Raw genomic sequence first — 17,380 nt, forward strand, 5'->3', positions numbered from 1 at the left:
ACTACCGGGCGGCGCAGGTCGCCCGGGTTATAACGTATACGGTGTGACCACGCCGGATATGCCTGCAAAATCCCTGGTATTACGCGTAACCAGTGTAAGACGATGAATCTGCGCAGTGGCCAAAATGATGGCATCCGGCAATTTCATCCCATATTCCTGCCTGATACTCACGCTTCGTTCAGCAATATCCTGTGAAACACCTATCACATTAAAAGCGCCTAGCGCAACGCGTGTGCGAGATTCCTGATGATATTTTTTTGCGCCCACCATCAACTCCATCCATGTAATGAGGCTGATTGCGTTCTGCGGCGGCCATGTTTCTATCGCTAGTTTTGCTTCACTTCGCCCGCTAAACAGGTCGATGAGGATGTTGGTATCAAAAAGCGCAGATCCTGTGGCCATTACCATTCCTCACGGAGTTTACGCTGATAATCAACGCCATCTTCCTCACAACCTTGCCATAGCCCAAGAGCACGTGAAATTGTCGTTTCAGCTTGATCCTGCCTCTCAAGATACTGTTCAACAGCCTCCCGCAAAAGCTCGGCCCGCGGCAGATTACGCTGCACCTTGAGATCATCAAGACGTTTGATCACTTCGTCTGATAAATCGAGTAAAATTCTGCCCATATCCATCCCAGCCATCATACTCACATATACCTCCAGTATATCATTGGCGATTAATTTCCACACAACATACACCCGAGAAAAGCGAGAAAATAGCCTTCACGCGAACGATTTTTACTTTTGCGAGCCGCTTTCCAGAATCGTACACCCCGCCACTTTTCCCATTCTCATTCGTGGTTATCCAGGTTATAAAACTGTATATCCATACAGATAAGGAAAATAATAAATGGCACTGGAAAGCGGGATTGCACAGCTGGTTGAGGCATTTATCGCGGCGGGACGCCCTTCTTCGCGCGAGCAAAATATTGATGACCGGAGAGCAGGCTACATTGCCAGCACGGTACTGGCAGGAGAAACTGAAACCCGCGTACAGGTTGAAGATTTTGAACTCGATGCAATGACATTTCGTGTTGTTTCGCCGCGGGACGCCACGGGAAATCTCCCCTGCGTTATCTATTATCACGGTGGCTGCTTTGTCAGTGGCGGATTCGCGACGCATGATAACCAGCTAAGGCAGCTCGCCTGGTACAGCGGCTGTCGAGTCATTGCGGTGCATTATCGCCTCGCACCAGAGCATACTTTCCCGGCTGCACATAACGACGCTGAAACGGGAGCCAATATTATCTGGAAGTATGCCCAGAAACTGGGTGTCGACCGCGGCAGGATTACGCTTGCTGGCGACAGCGCGGGCGGGCATCTGGCGCTGGTCACCGCACTGCGCCTGAAAGCTGCCAATCAATGGCAACCTGCGCAGCTAATACTGATTTACCCGATGCTGGACGCAACCGCCAGGTTTGAGAGCTACGATCGAAATGGGCAGGATTACATTATCACGCGTGACACGTTGCTTTCGGGCTACGAGATGTATTTGCCGCAAACCGACCTGCGGCATCCTGAAGCCAGCCCTGTCTGGCGTGAAGACTTCAACGGTCTGCCGCCCACGCACATCATTACAGCCGAATTCGACCCACTGCGCGATGAGGGCGAGGCCCTGTATCAACGGTTCCAGGAGCAGGGCGTGGAGTGCACCTGCCAACGCTATCTTGGCGTTATCCACGGATTTTTCCAGTTGGCAGGAGTGAGCCAGGCGGCACGAAATGTTATGCGAGATGTGGCCTGGCGGCTTGGCCGTTAGGGTTGTTTATGTTTTCGTCCACGGGTGCTATCTTGTGTGAATAGATAACACAAAGGACAAACTTATGCCCAGAACTACCAGCATTACAATCGGCGAGCATCTCGATCGTTTTATTAACGAAATGATTGAAAGTGGGCGCTATGGCTCCACCAGCGAAGTTGTTCGTTCGGCATTGCGTTTGCTGGAGGAACAAGAATTGCGAAATAATGCATTGCGCGACGCGCTGGAGGATGGGATACACAGTGGCACAAGCGACCTGACTCTACAGGAGGTCGCGCTCCGGAAGAAGCGCAGTCTGAATGTATAAACTCTCTAATCGGGCAGTCGAAGACTTTGAATCTATCTATGAATACACCTGGAGAAAATTCGGTTATCAACATGCAGATAAATACACGACAGAGTTGGAGCAGCTTTTATTACTATTAGAGAAAAACTCTTTGATGGGTCGCAACAGCTCTGAAATTAAGGAAGGTACCCGTCAATACAACCACCGCCAACATGCAATTTTTTATCAAAATGCGGATTATGGCATTTTCATAATCCGCATTTTACATCAGCAAATGAACCCAATATTGCATATTAACTAGAGAAACTACTCTTCCTCATTCCCGCCCTCTTCATATGCGCCAAACGGTTTCGCGGGTAGCACAATGTAGGTACCTTCAAACACGACGCCCGGCGTGTCATCGCCAAACACCCCGACCTGCATCTGAACGCGCGCCTTGCGGCCTCTTGCCAGACGGTCCAGGTCACCGCTCAGCGAGCCCAGATCGGCAATAGCGGTAGGTTTCCCGGTAATTGGCCTGCTGTATCGGATATGCGCGTCGGCGAGGATTATCGTCCCCCCCAGATGACGCTCGCGCAGCATCAGCCAGATAAGCCCCCAGCCCGTTAACGTCGCCAGTGAAAACAGGCTTCCGGCAAACAGCGTATGGTGCGGGTTCTGATTGCCTGTCTCTGGCATCGTAGTAATAAATTTCTGCCCGGTGTACTGCTGAATGCGCACGCCCATTTTCTCACTCAATGGAATATGTTCGTACCAGGCTTGCTGTAGCTGTCCGCACCAGTCCCCGCGATGGAGAATGTCGTCCAGCGTTGCGATGGGTTTAATCATCAAAAAATGGCGCACCGGCGTGGTTTGCGGCGTGGTAATTTCGCCCTGACTCACAAACCCCAGTTTGGCGAAAAATTCGACCGCATCTTCACGGGCGCTACAGGTTACGCGTTTTACCCCTTCCTGACGCGCCACAGACTCCAGGGTCATCGCCATCAGCGTGCCCAACCCTTTCTCCTGCACAGAGGGGTCAACGGCCATAAAGCGTATGGAGGCTTCGTTATCCGCATTGATATACAGACGCCCGACCGCGACCAGATTTCCCTCTTCGTCCACCACCATCTGGTGATGCGCCATCGCGTCCCAGGCATCCCGTTCGGAGCCTTTGGGCTGGTGCAACGGTTTACGCAACATCTCCCAGCGAAACTGGTAGTAACGCTCCAACTCTTCTTCTGTTTGCGGTACTCGAAGGTGATACATAGTCGTATTCTCTCTTGTTGCCCGCGGCCACACCGGTAGCTGGTTCATACTTGTAACCAGAACGTCACGGGGCCATCATTAACCAGTGAAACCTGCATATCCGCAGCGAATCGACCGGTTTGCGTATTCATTTCCTGTTGGCGGCAACGCTCAACAAAGTATTCATACAGCGCTTCTGCCCGCTCGGGCGCAGCGCCTTTCGAAAACCCCGGGCGCATGCCACGTTCGGTATCTGCCGCCAGCGTGAACTGTGAAACCACCAGCACACTGCCACCTGATTGCTGCACGTTGAGGTTCATTTTTCCTTCGGCATCGCTAAAGATTCGATAGCCGAGTACGCGCTCGCACAGACGGTTCGCTTTCTGTTCGTCATCATCCCTTTCGACACCTAACAGGACCAAAAGTCCTGGGCCAATTTCACCCGTCACCTCGCCCTCCACGGTGACGCTGGCCCGGGTTACGCGCTGAATTAATGCAATCATGGTTGATCTGCTTCTTCTTGTTCTGCGGCTTGTTTAAGTTTGCGGTATTCCCCGAGAGTGACAGTTATTTCTGCACCAAGCAAGACGATACACCACGTCCAGTATACCCAGACAAATAAAATGGGGATCACCGCCAGGACACCGTAAATGAGCTGATACGACGGGAACATCGTGATGTAGAGCGCAAATCCTTTCTTTCCGGCCTCGAACAACACGGCGGCCACAAAGGCGCCAATAACCGCATCACGATTGGGCACACGCGTAGTTGGTACAATGCTGTAAAGCAGCCAGAACGAGAGCCAGGAAAGCACCAGAGGGAAAATACGCAAGACGTCATCAATCACCGAGTTGAGATCGCTGGCCCAGCGCAATGACAACAAATAAGAGCTGATCGCCAGACTAGCCCCCGCCAGCAGCGGCCCCAGCGTTAAAATCATCCAGTAGACGGCGAAAGAGTAAACTTTGGGACGAGTGCGCTTACTGCGCCAGATAGTATTCAGAGCATTATCAATGGCATACATCAGCAATAACGCCGTGACAATCAGCCCACATGCCCCAACGGCCGTCATTTTGTTCGAGTTGGCGACAAACTGTTCGATATAACGCTGGATGACGTCTCCCGTTGCCGGGATAAAATTTGCGAAAATAAAATGACGTAGCTGGGCACTGACGTCGGAAAACATCGGAAATGCGGCGAAAAGAGCAAACACAACGGCGATAAGCGGCACTAATGAGAGCAGTGAAACGTAGGCAAGATTCCCTGCCAGCGTCGTCATGTTGTCCTCATCAATCCGCTGCCATAGTAGCTTCAGCCAGGCCCGTACAGGACGCGTATGGTGCCTGGCTTGTTGCTGAACATTTTTTAGCATAACAACTTCGCGAAATAGTCAGGAATGGTCGTTTTATCGACGACCTGGATACTGGTAATCCCTAACCGGTTAGCTCCTTCAATATTATCGGCGTTGTCGTCAAAAAAGACCGCATCGTCCGCAGAAAAACCTTCAGACTGCAGGACATGCTGGTAAATCCGCGCTTCCGGTTTTCGCATGCCCAGATCCTGGGAAAGATAAATATGGTCAGCGGCCTGACGAATTTCAGGATATTCATCCGGCCAAAATGTTGTGTGCAGACGGTTAGTATTCGACAAGACGACCACCCGATGCCCCTGCTCACGCAGCTTATGCATGATGTCGATGACTTCAGGGCGCAATGCCACAAAAACGGCCTGCCAGCCGTGAGAGAACTGCTCGTAACTTAGCGGCAGCGCCATGTCATGACATAGCGCCTCGGCAAAGGCTTCATCCGTTATTTCACCTCGCTCGTGCTGGTGAAAAGCCTCCCCCATGGTGAAACTTTGCTTCAGCGAGGCTGTAAATAGACCCGTTTTAGTTCCATGCATTTTTTGAGATCCCGGCCAAATAATGGTGCTGTCGGTATTCCTCCGGTGTCATATTGTTCAGTGATTCATGCGGGCGTTCACAGTTATATTCTGACAACCATTTCTCCGTAATTTCCCGCACTTCATTCAGCGTTCTGAACAGATAAAAATCGAGTATTTCTGTACGGTATGTCCGGTTAAAGCGCTCAATAAAAGCGTTCTGCGTCGGCTTACCCGGCTGAATAAATTCCAGTTTTACTGCATGTTGCTCTGCCCATTCAGCCAGTGCCAGAGAGATAAATTCCGGACCATTATCCATGCGTAGCATGACCGGATAGCCGCGATTTGCCGCAATCCTCTCGAGTACACGGACCACGCGCAAAGCTGGCAGATTCAGATCGATTTCAATCGACAATGCCTCACGGTTAAAGTCATCAACGACATTGAACGTGCGAAAACGACGGCCACAGACCAGAGCATCATGCATAAAATCGACAGACCAGCTCTGGTTCAGCGCTTCCGGTGTGGCCAGTGGCGAGGGATTACGCACCGGCAACCGTTGTTTGCCTTTACGGCGAAAATTCAGCTTCAGCAGACAATAAATACGATGGATCCTTTTGTGATTCCACGGGTATCCCTGCCGCCGCAGAACCTGGAAAAGTTTTGGAAAACCGTATCGTGGGTATCGCTCTGCCACTGCCTGCAACGCGACAATAACAGGTTCGTCACGCGTGGTATCCGGACGGTAATGGTAAACCGTTCTGCTCAGGTTCAGACTCCGGCAGGCCTGACGGATACTGAGTCCAAATGTCGTTATCAGATGAGTGACCAGCTCACGCTTAAAGGCTGGTTTTAAAGCTTTTTTTCGATAACGTCTTTCAGCGCCCGGTTCTCAAGGCTCAGGTCGGCAAACATCTGTTTGAGACGTCGGTTCTCGTCCTCAAGATCCTTGATCTTTTTAATATCAGAAGCCTCCATGCCGCCGTATCTGGACTTCCAGTTGTAGTAGGTGGCTTCAGAGATACCGGCCTCCCGGCAGACATCTTTAACAGTTCGTCCGCCTTCAACCGACTTAATCACAGCGATGATCTGATGCTCAGTAAAACGGGCTTTACGCATAGCGATCTCCTTCGTTGGCAGATTGGTTATGCCGGATGATCTCTAAATGTGAATGGCACGATTATGCGGGATGTTTACAAGGCCAGCGGTACACGGCTCAGATCGCTCCATGTGCCCAACACGCGGTTGAAGTCGATATCGACAATCACATTACCTAAATCAAAGATATAGAGCATGCCCTTCTCCTTATTCGCCGTGGATGAATAACTGTAGCGGGAAAGGAGAAGTTTGACTATGTGAGAGTGATGGCTTCGAACTTATCGAGCCATCATCTGAGGAATTACACGGCCAGAGCATCATCTTGTGAAGGACTCACCTGCACAATTTCAACCTGTTGTGACTGGAGTAAATTATGCAATGCGGGACCTGGGTATTCATCGGTAAACAGCGCGGTCACCTGAGAGACGTTACCAATTTCTACCGCGGCAGAAGCCGTATATTTCGTATGATCCGCTGCCAGCAGAATGTGTCTTGAGTGCGACATCATCGTTTTCACTACGCTGGCTTCATTGACATCAAACTCCAGCAGCGCGCCATCACTTTCGATCGCGCCAACGCTGGTTACCAGGTAGTCGGCCCTAAAATCAGCGACAAATGCCGAGGCAGAAGGACCAATGATGCCACTGTTGTGCGGGCGTAACGTTCCCCCCGGCACCATGACTTCAAAACGTGGATTGTTATAAAGAATGTGCGCCACGCGCAGACTGTTGGTGATAATGCGCAAATGATTATGGTTTAACAGCGAGCGGGCCACCTGCTCAACGGTGGTGCCAATGGTAATAAACACCGTTGACCCATCGGGAATGTAGTCCGCCACCGCTTCCGCGATGGCTTTTTTCTCCTCCGTCCAGGAGACTTCACGCTGCTCAAACGCCGTATTCACCACGCTGGAGGCTCTACCCGCGCCACCATGATGACGCGTAATTAATCCCTGCTCGCTGAGTTTACGAATATCACGACGCACGGTCTGCGTGGACACGTCCAGCAGGCTGGCCAGCTCGTCGATATTCATATAACCGCGCTCGCTAATCAGCATAAGCAGTTGATCGTGTCGCGGGTTACCGGTCAGTTCGGTAAGACTCATGAAATTTCCTCGAAAAACCATTGCCCTGGCATTTTATACAAAAAGTGACAGAAAAGATCGGGTTTGATCACAGTCAGGGATTCCGGCCCTTCCTCCCGGACGCGTATATTTTAGCGCAGCAACCCCGCTGGCAAACCTGACGGCCTCTTCCGGGAGGTCGCCACCGGCCAGGCTAAACGCGAGCGCACCATGGAAAACATCCCCCGCCCCCGTAGTGTCAACAACGTCGACTTTAAATCCAGATTGATGCTGCAACGTATTATTTTTTATCCAGTCGCAGCCTGCACTGCCCCGCGTTACATATACGTGACCATTTGTGAGCGTTTGTGCTTGTTTCAGTCCGGCTTCAGGATCGTTTATCCCGGTTAAACGCGCCAGACCGGGTTCAGAAAACGCAGCATGATCGCTTAACGCCACCAGCTCGCGGATATCTTGTGGCGTTACGTCACCATCCAGTACCGTCATCACTCCCGCCCGACGTGCCAATGTGAACGCCTGCCTGGCCCCTTCGTGCCAGCGAACATCCGCCAACACCACATCCCACTGGGTAAAATCGATCTCATTGAGCCAGTCAGCATCATGCAGTAAATCCGGGCTGGGATAGTTAACGATAATCCGTTCCCCTTGCGCATCAACCATAATTGCCGATTGTGAAGACTTCGCCCCCGCGTAGCGCCGGGAATAGCGGGTATTTACCCCCAGGGACTCCAGCTCCGCCAGCAAGCTATTTCCGGTGTCGTCATCGCCCACACGGCCAATAAAGTCCACCTTAGCGCCCAGCTTCGCTGCAGCCACTGCGGCCGTTGCAGCAGGCCCGCCGCCCACTTCCGTATAACGCTTCGCCACATACTTACCTCCTTCAGTCGGTAAACCTTCCACGTAATAGATGCGATCCATCACGGCAATACCTACACAAGCAATACGAATCATGGTCGTTCCTTAGGCGTTTCAAGATGGGATCATTTTAATTTCACAAAATGTTTAAAAAGTGACGGCTGTCAATTTTTTGACCATAAATTACAAATACGATCAAAAACAGACAGAAACAAACGACCTTAAATGACAAAAAATGACATCCACGTCTCAGGAGAACGTTATGGCAGTTATAGCATTTATCGGATTAGGTCAGATGGGTTCACCCATGGCGAGCAACTTGCTGAAGCAGGGTCATCAACTCAGCGTCTTTGACGTTAACCCGGATGCCGTTCAGCGCCTGGTGGAAAAAGGAGCACAGCCTGCCAGTAGCCCGGCTCAGGCAGCAAAAGGTGCAGAATTTGTCATCACCATGCTGCCAAACGGCGATCTGGTGCGCAGCGTATTGTTCGGCGAGCAGGGTATTTGCGAAAGCCTCTCCCTGCAGGCGTTAGTAATTGATATGTCGACTATTCACCCACTGCAAACCGATAAACTCATCGCCGATATGCGTGCCAAAGGCTTCGATATGATGGATTGCCCGGTTGGACGCACCTCCGATCACGCCATAGCGGGAACGCTGTTGCTGCTGGCAGGTGGAACGGCACAGCAGGTAGAACGCGCCACACCGGTTCTGATGGCGATGGGTAATGAATTGATCAATGCAGGTGGTCCCGGCATGGGGATCCGCGTGAAGCTCATCAACAACTACATGAGTATCGCGCTAAACGCCCTCTCTGCCGAAGCCGCCGTGTTGTGCGAGGCACTTGGTCTCTCCTTCGATGTGGCTTTGCAAGTCATGAGCGGCACCCCCGCCGGAAAAGGCCACTTTACTACCTCCTGGCCGAACAAAGTGCTGAAAGGCGATCTTTCCCCGGCTTTCATGATCGATTTAGCTCACAAGGATCTTGGCATCGCCCTGGACGTTGCCAACCAATTGCACGTGCCGATGCCGCTCGGCGCCGCTTCCCGCGAAGTCTATAACCAGGCACGCGCCGCTGGCCGTGGCCGGGAAGACTGGACCGCAATACTCGAGCAGGTTCGGGCATCTGCCGGACTGAATTCCCAACTTTGATAAGTAAAAGGACTGAACAATGACCAAGTACACCCTGAAAGATATCACCCGAGCTTCCGGCGGGTTTGCCATGCTGGCGGTCGATCAGCGCGAAGCCATGCGCTTAATGTTTGCCGCCGCGGGTGCAAAATCCCCGGTCAATGACAGCGTGCTGACTGATTTCAAAGTCAATGCGGCGAAGATCCTTTCCCCCTATGCCTCCGCCATTCTGGTCGATCAGCAGTTCTGCTACCGCCAGGTTGTAGAGCAAAACGCGGTCGCCAAAAGCTGCGCCATGATTGTGGCCGCTGATGAGTTCATTCCGGGTAACGGTATTCCGGTCGATAGCGTGGTGATTGATAAAAAAATCAACCCGCAGACCGTGAAGCAAGATGGTGCCAAGGCCCTCAAACTGCTGGTGCTGTGGCGTAGCGATGAAGATGCCCAACAACGTCTTGATATGGTGGGAGAATTCAATGAACTGTGCCATTCCAATGGCCTGCTGAGCATCATCGAGCCGGTTGTTCGCCCACCACGTCGTGGCGATAAGTTCGATCGTGAACAAGCCATTATCGATGCCGCGAAAGAACTGGGTGATAGCGGTGCCGATCTCTACAAGGTCGAAATGCCTCTGTACGGCAAAGGAACCCAACAAGAGCTGCTTAGCGCCTCTCAGCGCCTGAATGAAAATATCAACATGCCGTGGGTCATTCTCTCCTCCGGTGTGGATGAAAAACTTTTCCCACGCGCGGTCAGCGTAGCAATGACCGCTGGCGCATCCGGCTTCCTGGCCGGACGTGCGGTCTGGTCATCCGTGGTTGGCCTGCCGGATACCGAACTGATGCTGCATGATGTTTCCGCACCTAAGTTGCAGCGTCTGGGCGATATCGTCGATGAAATGATGGCCCGGCGCTAAGAGGATCTCAGAATGAAATGGTTTAACACCCTAAGCCACAACCGCTGGCTGGAGCAGGAAACAGACCGCATCTTTAACTTTGGTAAGAACGCTGCGGTACCTACCGGATTTGGCTGGCTGGGAAACAGTGGTCAGGTCAGAGCAGATATGGGGACACATCTGTGGATCACCGCCCGTATGCTGCACGTCTACTCCGTTGCCGCGTCAATGGGCCGGCCTGGCGCATACCAACTCGTCGATCACGGCATTAAAGCGCTGAACGGTGCGCTACGCGACACACGCTACGGCGGTTGGTACGCCTGCGTAAATGACGAAGGCGTGATGGACGCCTCCAAGCAGGGTTATCAGCATTTCTTCGTTTTGCTCGGCGCGGCAAGCGCGGTCACTACCGGTCATCCACAGGCCAGACAATTGCTGGATGACGCCATCGAGGTGATTGAAAAGTACTTCTGGAGCGAAGACGAGCAGATGTGCCTGGAGTCCTGGGACGAAGCCTTCAGCCAGACGGAAGATTACCGTGGCGGTAACGCCAACATGCACGCGGTCGAGGCTTTCCTGATCGTTTATGACGTTACCCATGACCGTAAATGGCTCGATCGCGCACTGCGAATTGCTTCGGTGATTATTCACGACGTGGCCCGCAGCGGGGAGTATCGCGTCAACGAGCACTTCGATTCACAGTGGAACCCAATCCGCGATTACAACAAGGATAACCCTGCTCACCGTTTCCGCGCATACGGCGGCACGCCGGGCCACTGGATCGAATGGGGTCGCCTGATGCTGCATCTGCATGCCGCGTTGGAAGCCCGCTTCGAAACGCCTCCCGCCTGGCTGCTGGAAGATGCCAAAGGCTTGTTCCACGCCACCATCCGTGATGCCTGGGCACCGGACGGTGCGGATGGTTTTGTCTATTCGGTGGACTGGGACGGTAAACCAATCGTTCGCGAAAGAGTGCGTTGGCCGATAGTCGAAGCCATGGGTACCGCCTATGCCTTGTATACCCTCACCGGCGACAGTCAGTACGAAGCCTGGTACCAGAAGTGGTGGGATTACTGCATCACCTACCTGATGGACTACGAGACCGGTTCATGGTGGCAGGAGTTGGATACCGATAACAAAGTGACCACCAAAGTCTGGGACGGTAAGCAGGACATTTATCACCTGCTGCACTGCCTGGTAATCCCGCGTCTACCGCTGGCTCCGGGCCTTGCTCCGGCGGTTGCTGCCGGTCTTCTGGATATCAACGCCAAATAAGTCACAAGGATAGCAGCCATGCATAGTGGTGGAAAAACCATTCATCTTCAGGCCGGACACTACGAGGCGAAAATCGTCACGGTTGGCGCTGGGCTGGCAGAATTGATGCATCGTGGGCGTCACATCGTTATTCCACATAAGCCGGAAGAGATGCCGCAGGCGCATTTAGGAAAAGTGTTAGTCCCATGGCCAAACCGCGTTGCAGACGGCTGCTATCAACATAACGGCAAGACCTTCCAGCTTGCCGTTAACGACCCTGTTTCGCATACCGCCATTCATGGGCTGTTGGCCTGGCGGGACTGGCAGATTAACCAGCAATCGGCATCGGAAGTGTCGCTGATGATTTTTCTGCCGCCCTCTTATGGTTATCCCTTTGCGCTGGTTTCAGAGGTGATTTACCGACTCGGGGCAGAGTGTGGATTGCACGTGTTTATTCGTACACAGAATGTGGGAGATGAAATCGCACCGTATGGCGCGGGAGCACATCCTTACTTGACCTGCAATCTACACCCCATCGATGGCTGTGAATTAACGCTTCCGGCGAGTGAAGAAACATGTGGTGAACGGGATTTCACCACGCCGCGACTCATTGCGCAGACCACTATCGATCATACGTTCAGGACGTTGCCACCTGATGCCGAGTGGGAAGTCAGGATAACCAGTCAATCGCAAAACATGTCCACCTTTTTACGCAGCCACCAGCCCTGGCTGCAGATATATACCGGCGAGAAATTAGCAAGGCGCGGCCTGGCAGTTGAACCGATGACCTGCCCGCCAGACGCCTTTAACTCCGGAATTAGCCTGATTCATCTCGCGCCCGGAGAAGCGCATCAGATGCATTTTTTAATCGGCAGTGAATAACAGTTTTCCGACAAATTACCGAATTACCCTATTTTTACGGAGACGATAATGAATTCGCTACAACAACGGTCAACCGCTTTAGAACTAACGACGTTACAGAATGGCTTTACGCTGACATACCACCAGCGCCTGATTTTACGTCACAGCACAGAAACCCCCTGCCTGTGGATCGGCGCTGGCGTTGCCGATATTGATATGTTCCGCGGCAACTTCAGCATTAAAGACAAGCTCAATGAGAAGATTGCCCTGACCGACGCCACGGTCAGCGAGTCGCCTGACGGCTGGCGGGTGCATTTCAGTCGCGGTAACACCATCAACGCCACGCTGCACATCTCCACCGATGAACAGGGTCGCCTGAAGCTGGATCTGCACAACGATGACCTCAGCCATAACCGCATCTGGCTGCGTCTGGCTGCCAACCCGGACGATCATATTTACGGCTGCGGTGAACAGTTCTCTTATTTCGACTTACGCGGTAAACCGTTCCCACTGTGGACCAGCGAACAGGGCGTGGGCCGTAACAAAAATAGCTATGTCACCTGGCAGGCAGACTGCAAAGAAAATGCTGGTGGTGACTACTACTGGACCTTTTTCCCGCAGCCGACCTTCGTCAGCACGCAGAAGTACTACTGCCACGTTGATAACAGCTGCTATATGAATTTCGACTTCAGCGCGCCGGAGTATCACGAACTGGCATTGTGGGAGGACAAAACCACCCTACGATTTGAATGCGCTGACACCTACATCTCTTTACTGGAAAAACTGACCGCGCTGTTAGGACGCCAGCCGGAGCTGCCGGACTGGATCTACGATGGCGTCACGCTCGGTATTCAAGGCGGTACTGAGGTTTGCCAGAGCAAACTGGACACCATGCGTAACGCAGGCGTGAAAGTAAACGGCATCTGGGCGCAGGACTGGTCCGGGATCCGCATGACCTCCTTTGGCAAACGCGTGATGTGGAACTGGAAGTGGAACAGCGACAACTATCCTCAGTTGGATAGCCGTATTAAGCAGTGGAAAGAAGAAGGCGTGCAATTCCTCTCCTACATCAACCCGTACGTCGCCAGCGATAAAGATCTCTGCGCCGAAGCGGCTGCACACGGTTATCTGGCGAAAGATGCCTCTGGCGCTGACTATCTGGTTGAGTTTGGCGAGTTTTACGGCGGCGTGGTGGACCTGACCAACCCTGAAGCCTACGCCTGGTTCAAAGAAGTCATCAAAAAGAACATGATTGAGCTGGGATGCGGCGGTTGGATGGCCGACTTTGGCGAATACCTGCCAACCGACACTTACCTGCACAATGGCATTAGCGCTGAAATTATGCATAACGCCTGGCCTGCGCTGTGGGCGAAATGTAACTACGAAGCGTTACAGGAGACTGGCAAGCTCGGCGAGATCCTGTTCTTTATGCGTGCGGGTTACACCGGCAGCCAGAAATACTCCACCATGATGTGGGCAGGCGATCAGAACGTTGACTGGAGTCTGGACGATGGTCTGGCCTCGGTCGTGCCTGCTGCGCTGTCACTGGCGATGAGCGGCCATGGTCTGCACCACAGCGATATCGGCGGCTACACCACCCTATTTGAAATGAAACGCAGCAAAGAGCTGCTGCTGCGCTGGTGTGACTTTAACGCCTTCACACCGATGATGCGCACCCACGAAGGTAACCGCCCTGGCGATAACTGGCAGTTTGATGGCGATGCTGACACCATCGCTCACTTTGCTCGTATGACCACCGTCTTTACCACCCTAAAACCGTATCTGAAACAGGCGGTCGCGCAAAACAGCGCTACCGGTCTGCCGGTGATGCGTCCGCTATTCCTACATTACGAAGACGATGCACGGACCTACACACTGAAATATCAGTACCTGCTGGGACAGGATGTGTTGGTTGCGCCGGTTCACGAACAAGGCCAGCAAAACTGGACTCTGTATCTGCCGGAGGATAGCTGGGTCAACATCTGGACCGGGGAAACTTACCAGGGCGGTGAAATTACCGTGGATGCGCCTATTGGCAAGCCTCCGGTGTTTTATCGCGCGAAGAGTGAATGGGCGTCACTGTTTGCCACTTTACGCAACATCTAATGCGGCTCGCCCGTGGGGAAACTCGCGGGCACATGGAGAATAATAATGAGTCAGACTTCCTCTAATCCGGCAACCCTACGCTTGCCGTTCAAAGAAAAACTCGCCTATGGGATGGGTGATTTAGGCTCCAATATCCTGCTGGATATTGGTACGCTCTATTTACTCAAGTTTTATACCGATGTCCTTGGTTTACCTGGAACTTATGGCGGTATCATTTTCCTCATCGCCAAGTTTTTTACCGCGTTTACCGATATGGGCACCGGGATTATGCTTGATTCCCGTCGCAAAATTGGCCCGAAGGGAAAATTCCGTCCGTTCGTTCTTTATGCCGCATTTCCGGTTACCTTGCTGGCGATTGCAAACTTTGTCGGTACACCGTTTGAAGTAACCGGTAAAACGGTCATGGCAACGGTGCTGTTTATGCTGTACGGATTGTTTTTCAGCATGATGAACTGCTCTTATGGTGCGATGGTTCCCGCGATTACGAAAAATCCTGACGAACGCGCGTCGCTTGCCGCCTGGCGGCAAGGTGGCGCAACCCTGGGTCTGTTGCTGTGTACCGTCGGTTTTGTTCCCGTAATGAACCTGATCGAAGGCAACTCGCAGCTGGGTTATATCTTCGCCGCCACGTTGTTTTCTCTGTTTGGCCTGCTGTTTATGTGGCTCTGCTATGCCGGGGTAAAAGAACGTTACGTGGAAGTGAAACCCGTTGATGCCGCGCAAAAACCGGGATTGCTGCAATCCTTTCGCGCCATCGCCGGTAACCGCCCGCTGTTTATTCTGTGCATTGCCAACCTTTGCACGCTTGGCGCGTTTAACGTCAAGCTGGCGATTCAGGTCTACTACACCCAGTACGTTCTTAATGACCCGATCCTCCTTTCCTAGATGGGCTTTTTTAGCATGGGTTGTATCTTCATCGGCGTCTTCTTGATGCCTGGCATGGTCAGACGTTTCGGCAAGAAAAAAGTCTACATCGGCGGTTTGCTGATTTGGGTGGCGGGCGATCTGCTTAATTACTTCTTTGGCGGCGGCTCCGTCAGTTTTGTCGCGTTCTCTTGTCTGGCGTTCTTCGGCTCGGCATTCGTCAACAGCCTGAACTGGGCGTTGGTCTCCGATACCGTGGAATATGGCGAATGGCGTACCGGCGTACGCTCTGAAGGTACGGTATACACCGGTTTCACCTTCTTCCGTAAAGTGTCACAAGCGCTGGCAGGATTCTTCCCGGGATGGATGCTGACGCAAATCGGCTACGTCCCCAATGTGGTGCAATCTGCAAGTACGGTCGAAGGATTGCGTCAGTTGATCTTTATTTATCCCTGCGCCTTGGCGGTGATCACCATTGTAGCTATGGGCTGTTTCTACAACCTTAACGAGAAGATGTATGTCCGCATCGTTGAAGAGATAGAAGCGCGTAAACAACCCGTTTGATAATAATAATGAATAGCGCTCTACGGGGCGCTATTGAGGAGCGATTATGTCTTTTCATGATCCGCTAACGCTAAAACTGAGCCTGCGTGAAAAATTCGCCTACGGAGTGGGTGACTTCGGCTCAAATTTGATGCTGTGTATCGGTACGCTGTATCTGCTTAAATTTTATACCGATGAACTAGGGATGCCGGCGTATTACGGTGGGATTATCTTTTTGGTGGCGAAGTTCTTCACCGCTTTCACTGATATGTTGACCGGTGTGTTGCTGGACTCAAGGCGTAATATTGGCGCAAAAGGGAAATTCAGGCCCTTTATTTTGTATGCATCATTTCCTGTTGCTGTCGTTGCCAGCGCGCAGTTTTTAGCGACAGATTTTACGCTAACGGTGAAAACCGGGCTGGCGACAGTGTTGTTTATGCTGTTCGGGCTGTTCTATAGCCTGATGAACTGCTCCTACGGCGCGATGGTGCCCGCGATCACGAAAAACCCGCATGAACGAGCTCAGCTCGCCGCCTGGCGTCAGGGCGGCGCTACCGTAGGCCTGTTACTGTGTACTGTTGGCTTTATGCCTATTCAGGCGCTATTTGTTAGTTCACCTTCGCTGGGTTATCTGATTGCCGCACTGATCTTCTCCGTCTGCGGACTGTTCAGCATGTGGTGGTGCTTTAGCGGTGTGAAGGAACGCTATATCGAAATCGTGCCGGATCACCATAAGCCCAGCATTCTCAAGTCGTTCTGCGCCATTTTCCGTAACCCTCCACTGCTGGTGCTGTGTGTCGCCAATCTGTGCACGTTGGCGGCATTCAACATCAAGCTGGCGATCCAGGTGTATTACACCCAGTACGTGCTCAACGATATTCATCTGCTGTCGTGGATGGGTTTCTTCAGCATGGGATGCATTCTGGTTGGGGTACTGCTGGTTCCCACAGCTGTAAAACGCTTCGGTAAAAAGCAGGTTTACCTCGGTGGCCTGGCGCTATGGGCTATCGGTGATGTGCTGAACTTTTTCTGGGGCAGTACGTCATTTTTATTCGTCACGTTCTCTTGCATGGCCTTCTTCGGAACCGCTTTTGTTAACAGTTTAAACTGGGCACTGGTTCCGGATACGGTCGATTATGGCGAATGGAAAACGGGGATCCGTGCAGAAGGTTCGGTGTATACGGGTTATACCTTTTCTCGCAAAATTTCTGCTGCGCTCGCAGGCTTCCTGCCGGGCATCATGCTGACGCAAATCGGTTATATCCCCAATATAGTCCAGAGCGATGCCACACTGCTCGGTTTGCGTCAGCTTATTTTCCTCTGGCCTTGCGGACTTGCAATTATTGCAGCACTCACGATGGGCTTCTTTTATAAGCTCAACGAATCTCGTTTTGCTTTTATTATTGAGGAAATCAGCCAACGGAAGAAAAACAACATCCAACCGGACCCTATTACTAATAAAAAGAACACCTCTGCTGTAAACGTATAAAAATAATTGCCGCCTATTCCATCCCAATGGATGGCGGCCTCCCTACG

At 52.3% G+C, this 17,380-nt stretch carries 17 protein-coding genes and 3 pseudogenes; 10 read left to right on the forward strand and 10 right to left on the reverse strand.

What is annotated here, in order from left to right; translation table 11 throughout:
- Positions 1-27: 27 nt before the first annotated feature.
- Together HV037_RS23470 and HV037_RS23475 are read right to left on the reverse strand one after the other, a co-directional pair.
- Positions 28-402 carry a type II toxin-antitoxin system VapC family toxin gene (locus HV037_RS23470; protein ID WP_049269424.1) on the reverse strand — a complete coding sequence of 125 codons (375 nt, stop codon included), beginning with the start codon at positions 400-402 and terminating at the stop codon, positions 28-30.
- Positions 402-644, reverse strand: coding sequence for a CopG family transcriptional regulator (locus HV037_RS23475; protein ID WP_016155181.1), 243 nt, complete (start codon positions 642-644; stop codon positions 402-404). Before HV037_RS23475 ends, HV037_RS23470 begins: the two co-directional genes overlap by 1 nt.
- 205 nt (positions 645-849) lie before the next feature.
- On the opposite strand from HV037_RS23475, the gene HV037_RS23480 reads away from it, so the two are divergent.
- The 3 genes from HV037_RS23480 to HV037_RS23490 all read left to right on the forward strand — a co-directional run bounded on the left by HV037_RS23480 (position 850) and on the right by HV037_RS23490 (position 2,345).
- A complete protein-coding gene (locus HV037_RS23480) occupies positions 850-1,758 on the forward strand; it encodes an alpha/beta hydrolase (RefSeq protein WP_049269423.1) in 909 nt (302 codons plus the stop codon).
- Positions 1,759-1,822: 64 nt separating this feature from the next.
- A complete protein-coding gene (locus HV037_RS23485; protein WP_016155179.1) occupies positions 1,823-2,065 on the forward strand; it encodes a type II toxin-antitoxin system ParD family antitoxin in 243 nt (80 codons plus the stop codon).
- Complete coding sequence (locus HV037_RS23490) at positions 2,058-2,345, forward strand: type II toxin-antitoxin system RelE/ParE family toxin (protein WP_049269420.1); 288 nt, start codon at positions 2,058-2,060, stop codon at positions 2,343-2,345. Before HV037_RS23485 ends, HV037_RS23490 begins: the two co-directional genes overlap by 8 nt.
- A 5-nt stretch (positions 2,346-2,350) precedes the next feature.
- On the opposite strand, the gene fabY is transcribed toward HV037_RS23490, so the two are convergent.
- The 8 genes and pseudogenes from fabY to HV037_RS23530 form a co-directional block, all read right to left on the reverse strand.
- A complete protein-coding gene (fabY, locus tag HV037_RS23495) occupies positions 2,351-3,292 on the reverse strand; it encodes a fatty acid biosynthesis protein FabY (RefSeq protein ID WP_003825286.1) in 942 nt (313 codons plus the stop codon).
- Positions 3,293-3,336: 44 nt separating this feature from the next.
- The gene (gene dtd / locus HV037_RS23500; RefSeq protein ID WP_003028671.1) at positions 3,337-3,774 is read right to left on the reverse strand and encodes a D-aminoacyl-tRNA deacylase; all 438 of its coding nucleotides are present in this window, start codon (positions 3,772-3,774) and stop codon (positions 3,337-3,339) included.
- Positions 3,771-4,643, reverse strand: coding sequence for a virulence factor BrkB family protein (locus HV037_RS23505; RefSeq protein ID WP_019077938.1), 873 nt, complete (start codon positions 4,641-4,643; stop codon positions 3,771-3,773). Before HV037_RS23505 ends, dtd begins: the two co-directional genes overlap by 4 nt.
- Positions 4,637-5,166: pseudogene (gene yihX, locus HV037_RS23510) on the reverse strand (glucose-1-phosphatase); the annotation flags it as partial. The gene HV037_RS23505 and the pseudogene yihX, both read right to left, overlap by 7 nt.
- Positions 5,160-6,271 (reverse strand): IS3 family transposase gene (locus HV037_RS23515; RefSeq protein WP_103283726.1). Its coding sequence is split into 2 segments (ribosomal slippage): positions 5,160-6,010 and positions 6,010-6,271, totalling 1,113 coding nucleotides; the frame shifts between segments, so codons are not numbered across the junction. The pseudogene yihX and the gene HV037_RS23515, both read right to left, overlap by 7 nt.
- A gap of 80 nt (positions 6,272-6,351) precedes the next feature.
- Positions 6,352-6,447, reverse strand: a pseudogene (locus tag HV037_RS24870) (glucose-1-phosphatase); the annotation flags it as partial.
- A gap of 104 nt (positions 6,448-6,551) precedes the next feature.
- A complete protein-coding gene (locus HV037_RS23525) occupies positions 6,552-7,355 on the reverse strand; it encodes a DeoR/GlpR family DNA-binding transcription regulator (protein WP_016155173.1) in 804 nt (267 codons plus the stop codon).
- Between the two features lie 33 nt (positions 7,356-7,388).
- Complete coding sequence (locus HV037_RS23530) at positions 7,389-8,285, reverse strand: sugar kinase (protein WP_103284390.1); 897 nt, start codon at positions 8,283-8,285, stop codon at positions 7,389-7,391.
- Between the two features lie 166 nt (positions 8,286-8,451).
- Between HV037_RS23530 and yihU the strand changes: the two genes are divergently transcribed.
- The 7 genes and pseudogenes from yihU to HV037_RS23565 all read left to right on the forward strand — a co-directional run bounded on the left by yihU (position 8,452) and on the right by HV037_RS23565 (position 17,333).
- Positions 8,452-9,342 carry a sulfolactaldehyde 3-reductase gene (gene yihU, locus HV037_RS23535; RefSeq protein WP_103284391.1) on the forward strand — a complete coding sequence of 297 codons (891 nt, stop codon included), beginning with the start codon at positions 8,452-8,454 and terminating at the stop codon, positions 9,340-9,342.
- 19 nt (positions 9,343-9,361) lie between these two features.
- On the forward strand, positions 9,362-10,237 hold the full coding sequence (gene yihT / locus HV037_RS23540) for a sulfofructosephosphate aldolase (protein ID WP_103284392.1): 876 nt from the start codon (positions 9,362-9,364) through the stop codon (positions 10,235-10,237).
- Positions 10,238-10,249: 12 nt separating this feature from the next.
- A complete protein-coding gene (gene yihS / locus HV037_RS23545) occupies positions 10,250-11,491 on the forward strand; it encodes a sulfoquinovose isomerase (RefSeq protein ID WP_016155169.1) in 1,242 nt (413 codons plus the stop codon).
- An 18-nt stretch (positions 11,492-11,509) separates the two neighbouring features.
- Complete coding sequence (locus HV037_RS23550; RefSeq protein ID WP_103284393.1) at positions 11,510-12,352, forward strand: aldose-1-epimerase; 843 nt, start codon at positions 11,510-11,512, stop codon at positions 12,350-12,352.
- Between the two features lie 48 nt (positions 12,353-12,400).
- Complete coding sequence (locus HV037_RS23555) at positions 12,401-14,437, forward strand: alpha-glucosidase (RefSeq protein WP_103284394.1); 2,037 nt, start codon at positions 12,401-12,403, stop codon at positions 14,435-14,437.
- Between the two features lie 45 nt (positions 14,438-14,482).
- A pseudogene (locus tag HV037_RS23560) lies at positions 14,483-15,865 on the forward strand (MFS transporter).
- Between the two features lie 46 nt (positions 15,866-15,911).
- Positions 15,912-17,333, forward strand: coding sequence for an MFS transporter (locus HV037_RS23565; RefSeq protein ID WP_103284395.1), 1,422 nt, complete (start codon positions 15,912-15,914; stop codon positions 17,331-17,333).
- The last annotated feature ends 47 nt before the right edge of the window (positions 17,334-17,380 follow it).

The sequence above is a fragment of the Citrobacter sp. RHBSTW-00017 genome (genome assembly GCF_013797615.1).
In the GTDB taxonomy this organism is placed as follows: domain Bacteria; phylum Pseudomonadota; class Gammaproteobacteria; order Enterobacterales; family Enterobacteriaceae; genus Citrobacter; species Citrobacter braakii.

What these genes read in the sequence shown, in the direction of transcription:
- HV037_RS23490 (WP_049269420.1), top strand. Translation starts at nt 2,058, where the DNA reads ATGTATAAACTCTCTAATCGGGCAGTCGAAGACTTTGAATCTATCTAT.
- HV037_RS23530 (WP_103284390.1), bottom strand. Translation starts at nt 8,285, where the DNA reads ATGATTCGTATTGCTTGTGTAGGTATTGCCGTGATGGATCGCATCTAT.
- HV037_RS23565 (WP_103284395.1), top strand. Translation starts at nt 15,912, where the DNA reads ATGTCTTTTCATGATCCGCTAACGCTAAAACTGAGCCTGCGTGAAAAA.
- HV037_RS23555 (WP_103284394.1), top strand. Translation starts at nt 12,401, where the DNA reads ATGAATTCGCTACAACAACGGTCAACCGCTTTAGAACTAACGACGTTA.
- fabY (WP_003825286.1), bottom strand. Translation starts at nt 3,292, where the DNA reads ATGTATCACCTTCGAGTACCGCAAACAGAAGAAGAGTTGGAGCGTTAC.
- HV037_RS23480 (WP_049269423.1), top strand. Translation starts at nt 850, where the DNA reads ATGGCACTGGAAAGCGGGATTGCACAGCTGGTTGAGGCATTTATCGCG.
- HV037_RS23485 (WP_016155179.1), top strand. Translation starts at nt 1,823, where the DNA reads ATGCCCAGAACTACCAGCATTACAATCGGCGAGCATCTCGATCGTTTT.
- dtd (WP_003028671.1), bottom strand. Translation starts at nt 3,774, where the DNA reads ATGATTGCATTAATTCAGCGCGTAACCCGGGCCAGCGTCACCGTGGAG.
- yihS (WP_016155169.1), top strand. Translation starts at nt 10,250, where the DNA reads ATGAAATGGTTTAACACCCTAAGCCACAACCGCTGGCTGGAGCAGGAA.
- HV037_RS23470 (WP_049269424.1), bottom strand. Translation starts at nt 402, where the DNA reads ATGGCCACAGGATCTGCGCTTTTTGATACCAACATCCTCATCGACCTG.
- HV037_RS23550 (WP_103284393.1), top strand. Translation starts at nt 11,510, where the DNA reads ATGCATAGTGGTGGAAAAACCATTCATCTTCAGGCCGGACACTACGAG.
- HV037_RS23505 (WP_019077938.1), bottom strand. Translation starts at nt 4,643, where the DNA reads ATGCTAAAAAATGTTCAGCAACAAGCCAGGCACCATACGCGTCCTGTA.
- yihT (WP_103284392.1), top strand. Translation starts at nt 9,362, where the DNA reads ATGACCAAGTACACCCTGAAAGATATCACCCGAGCTTCCGGCGGGTTT.
- HV037_RS23475 (WP_016155181.1), bottom strand. Translation starts at nt 644, where the DNA reads ATGATGGCTGGGATGGATATGGGCAGAATTTTACTCGATTTATCAGAC.
- HV037_RS23525 (WP_016155173.1), bottom strand. Translation starts at nt 7,355, where the DNA reads ATGAGTCTTACCGAACTGACCGGTAACCCGCGACACGATCAACTGCTT.
- yihU (WP_103284391.1), top strand. Translation starts at nt 8,452, where the DNA reads ATGGCAGTTATAGCATTTATCGGATTAGGTCAGATGGGTTCACCCATG.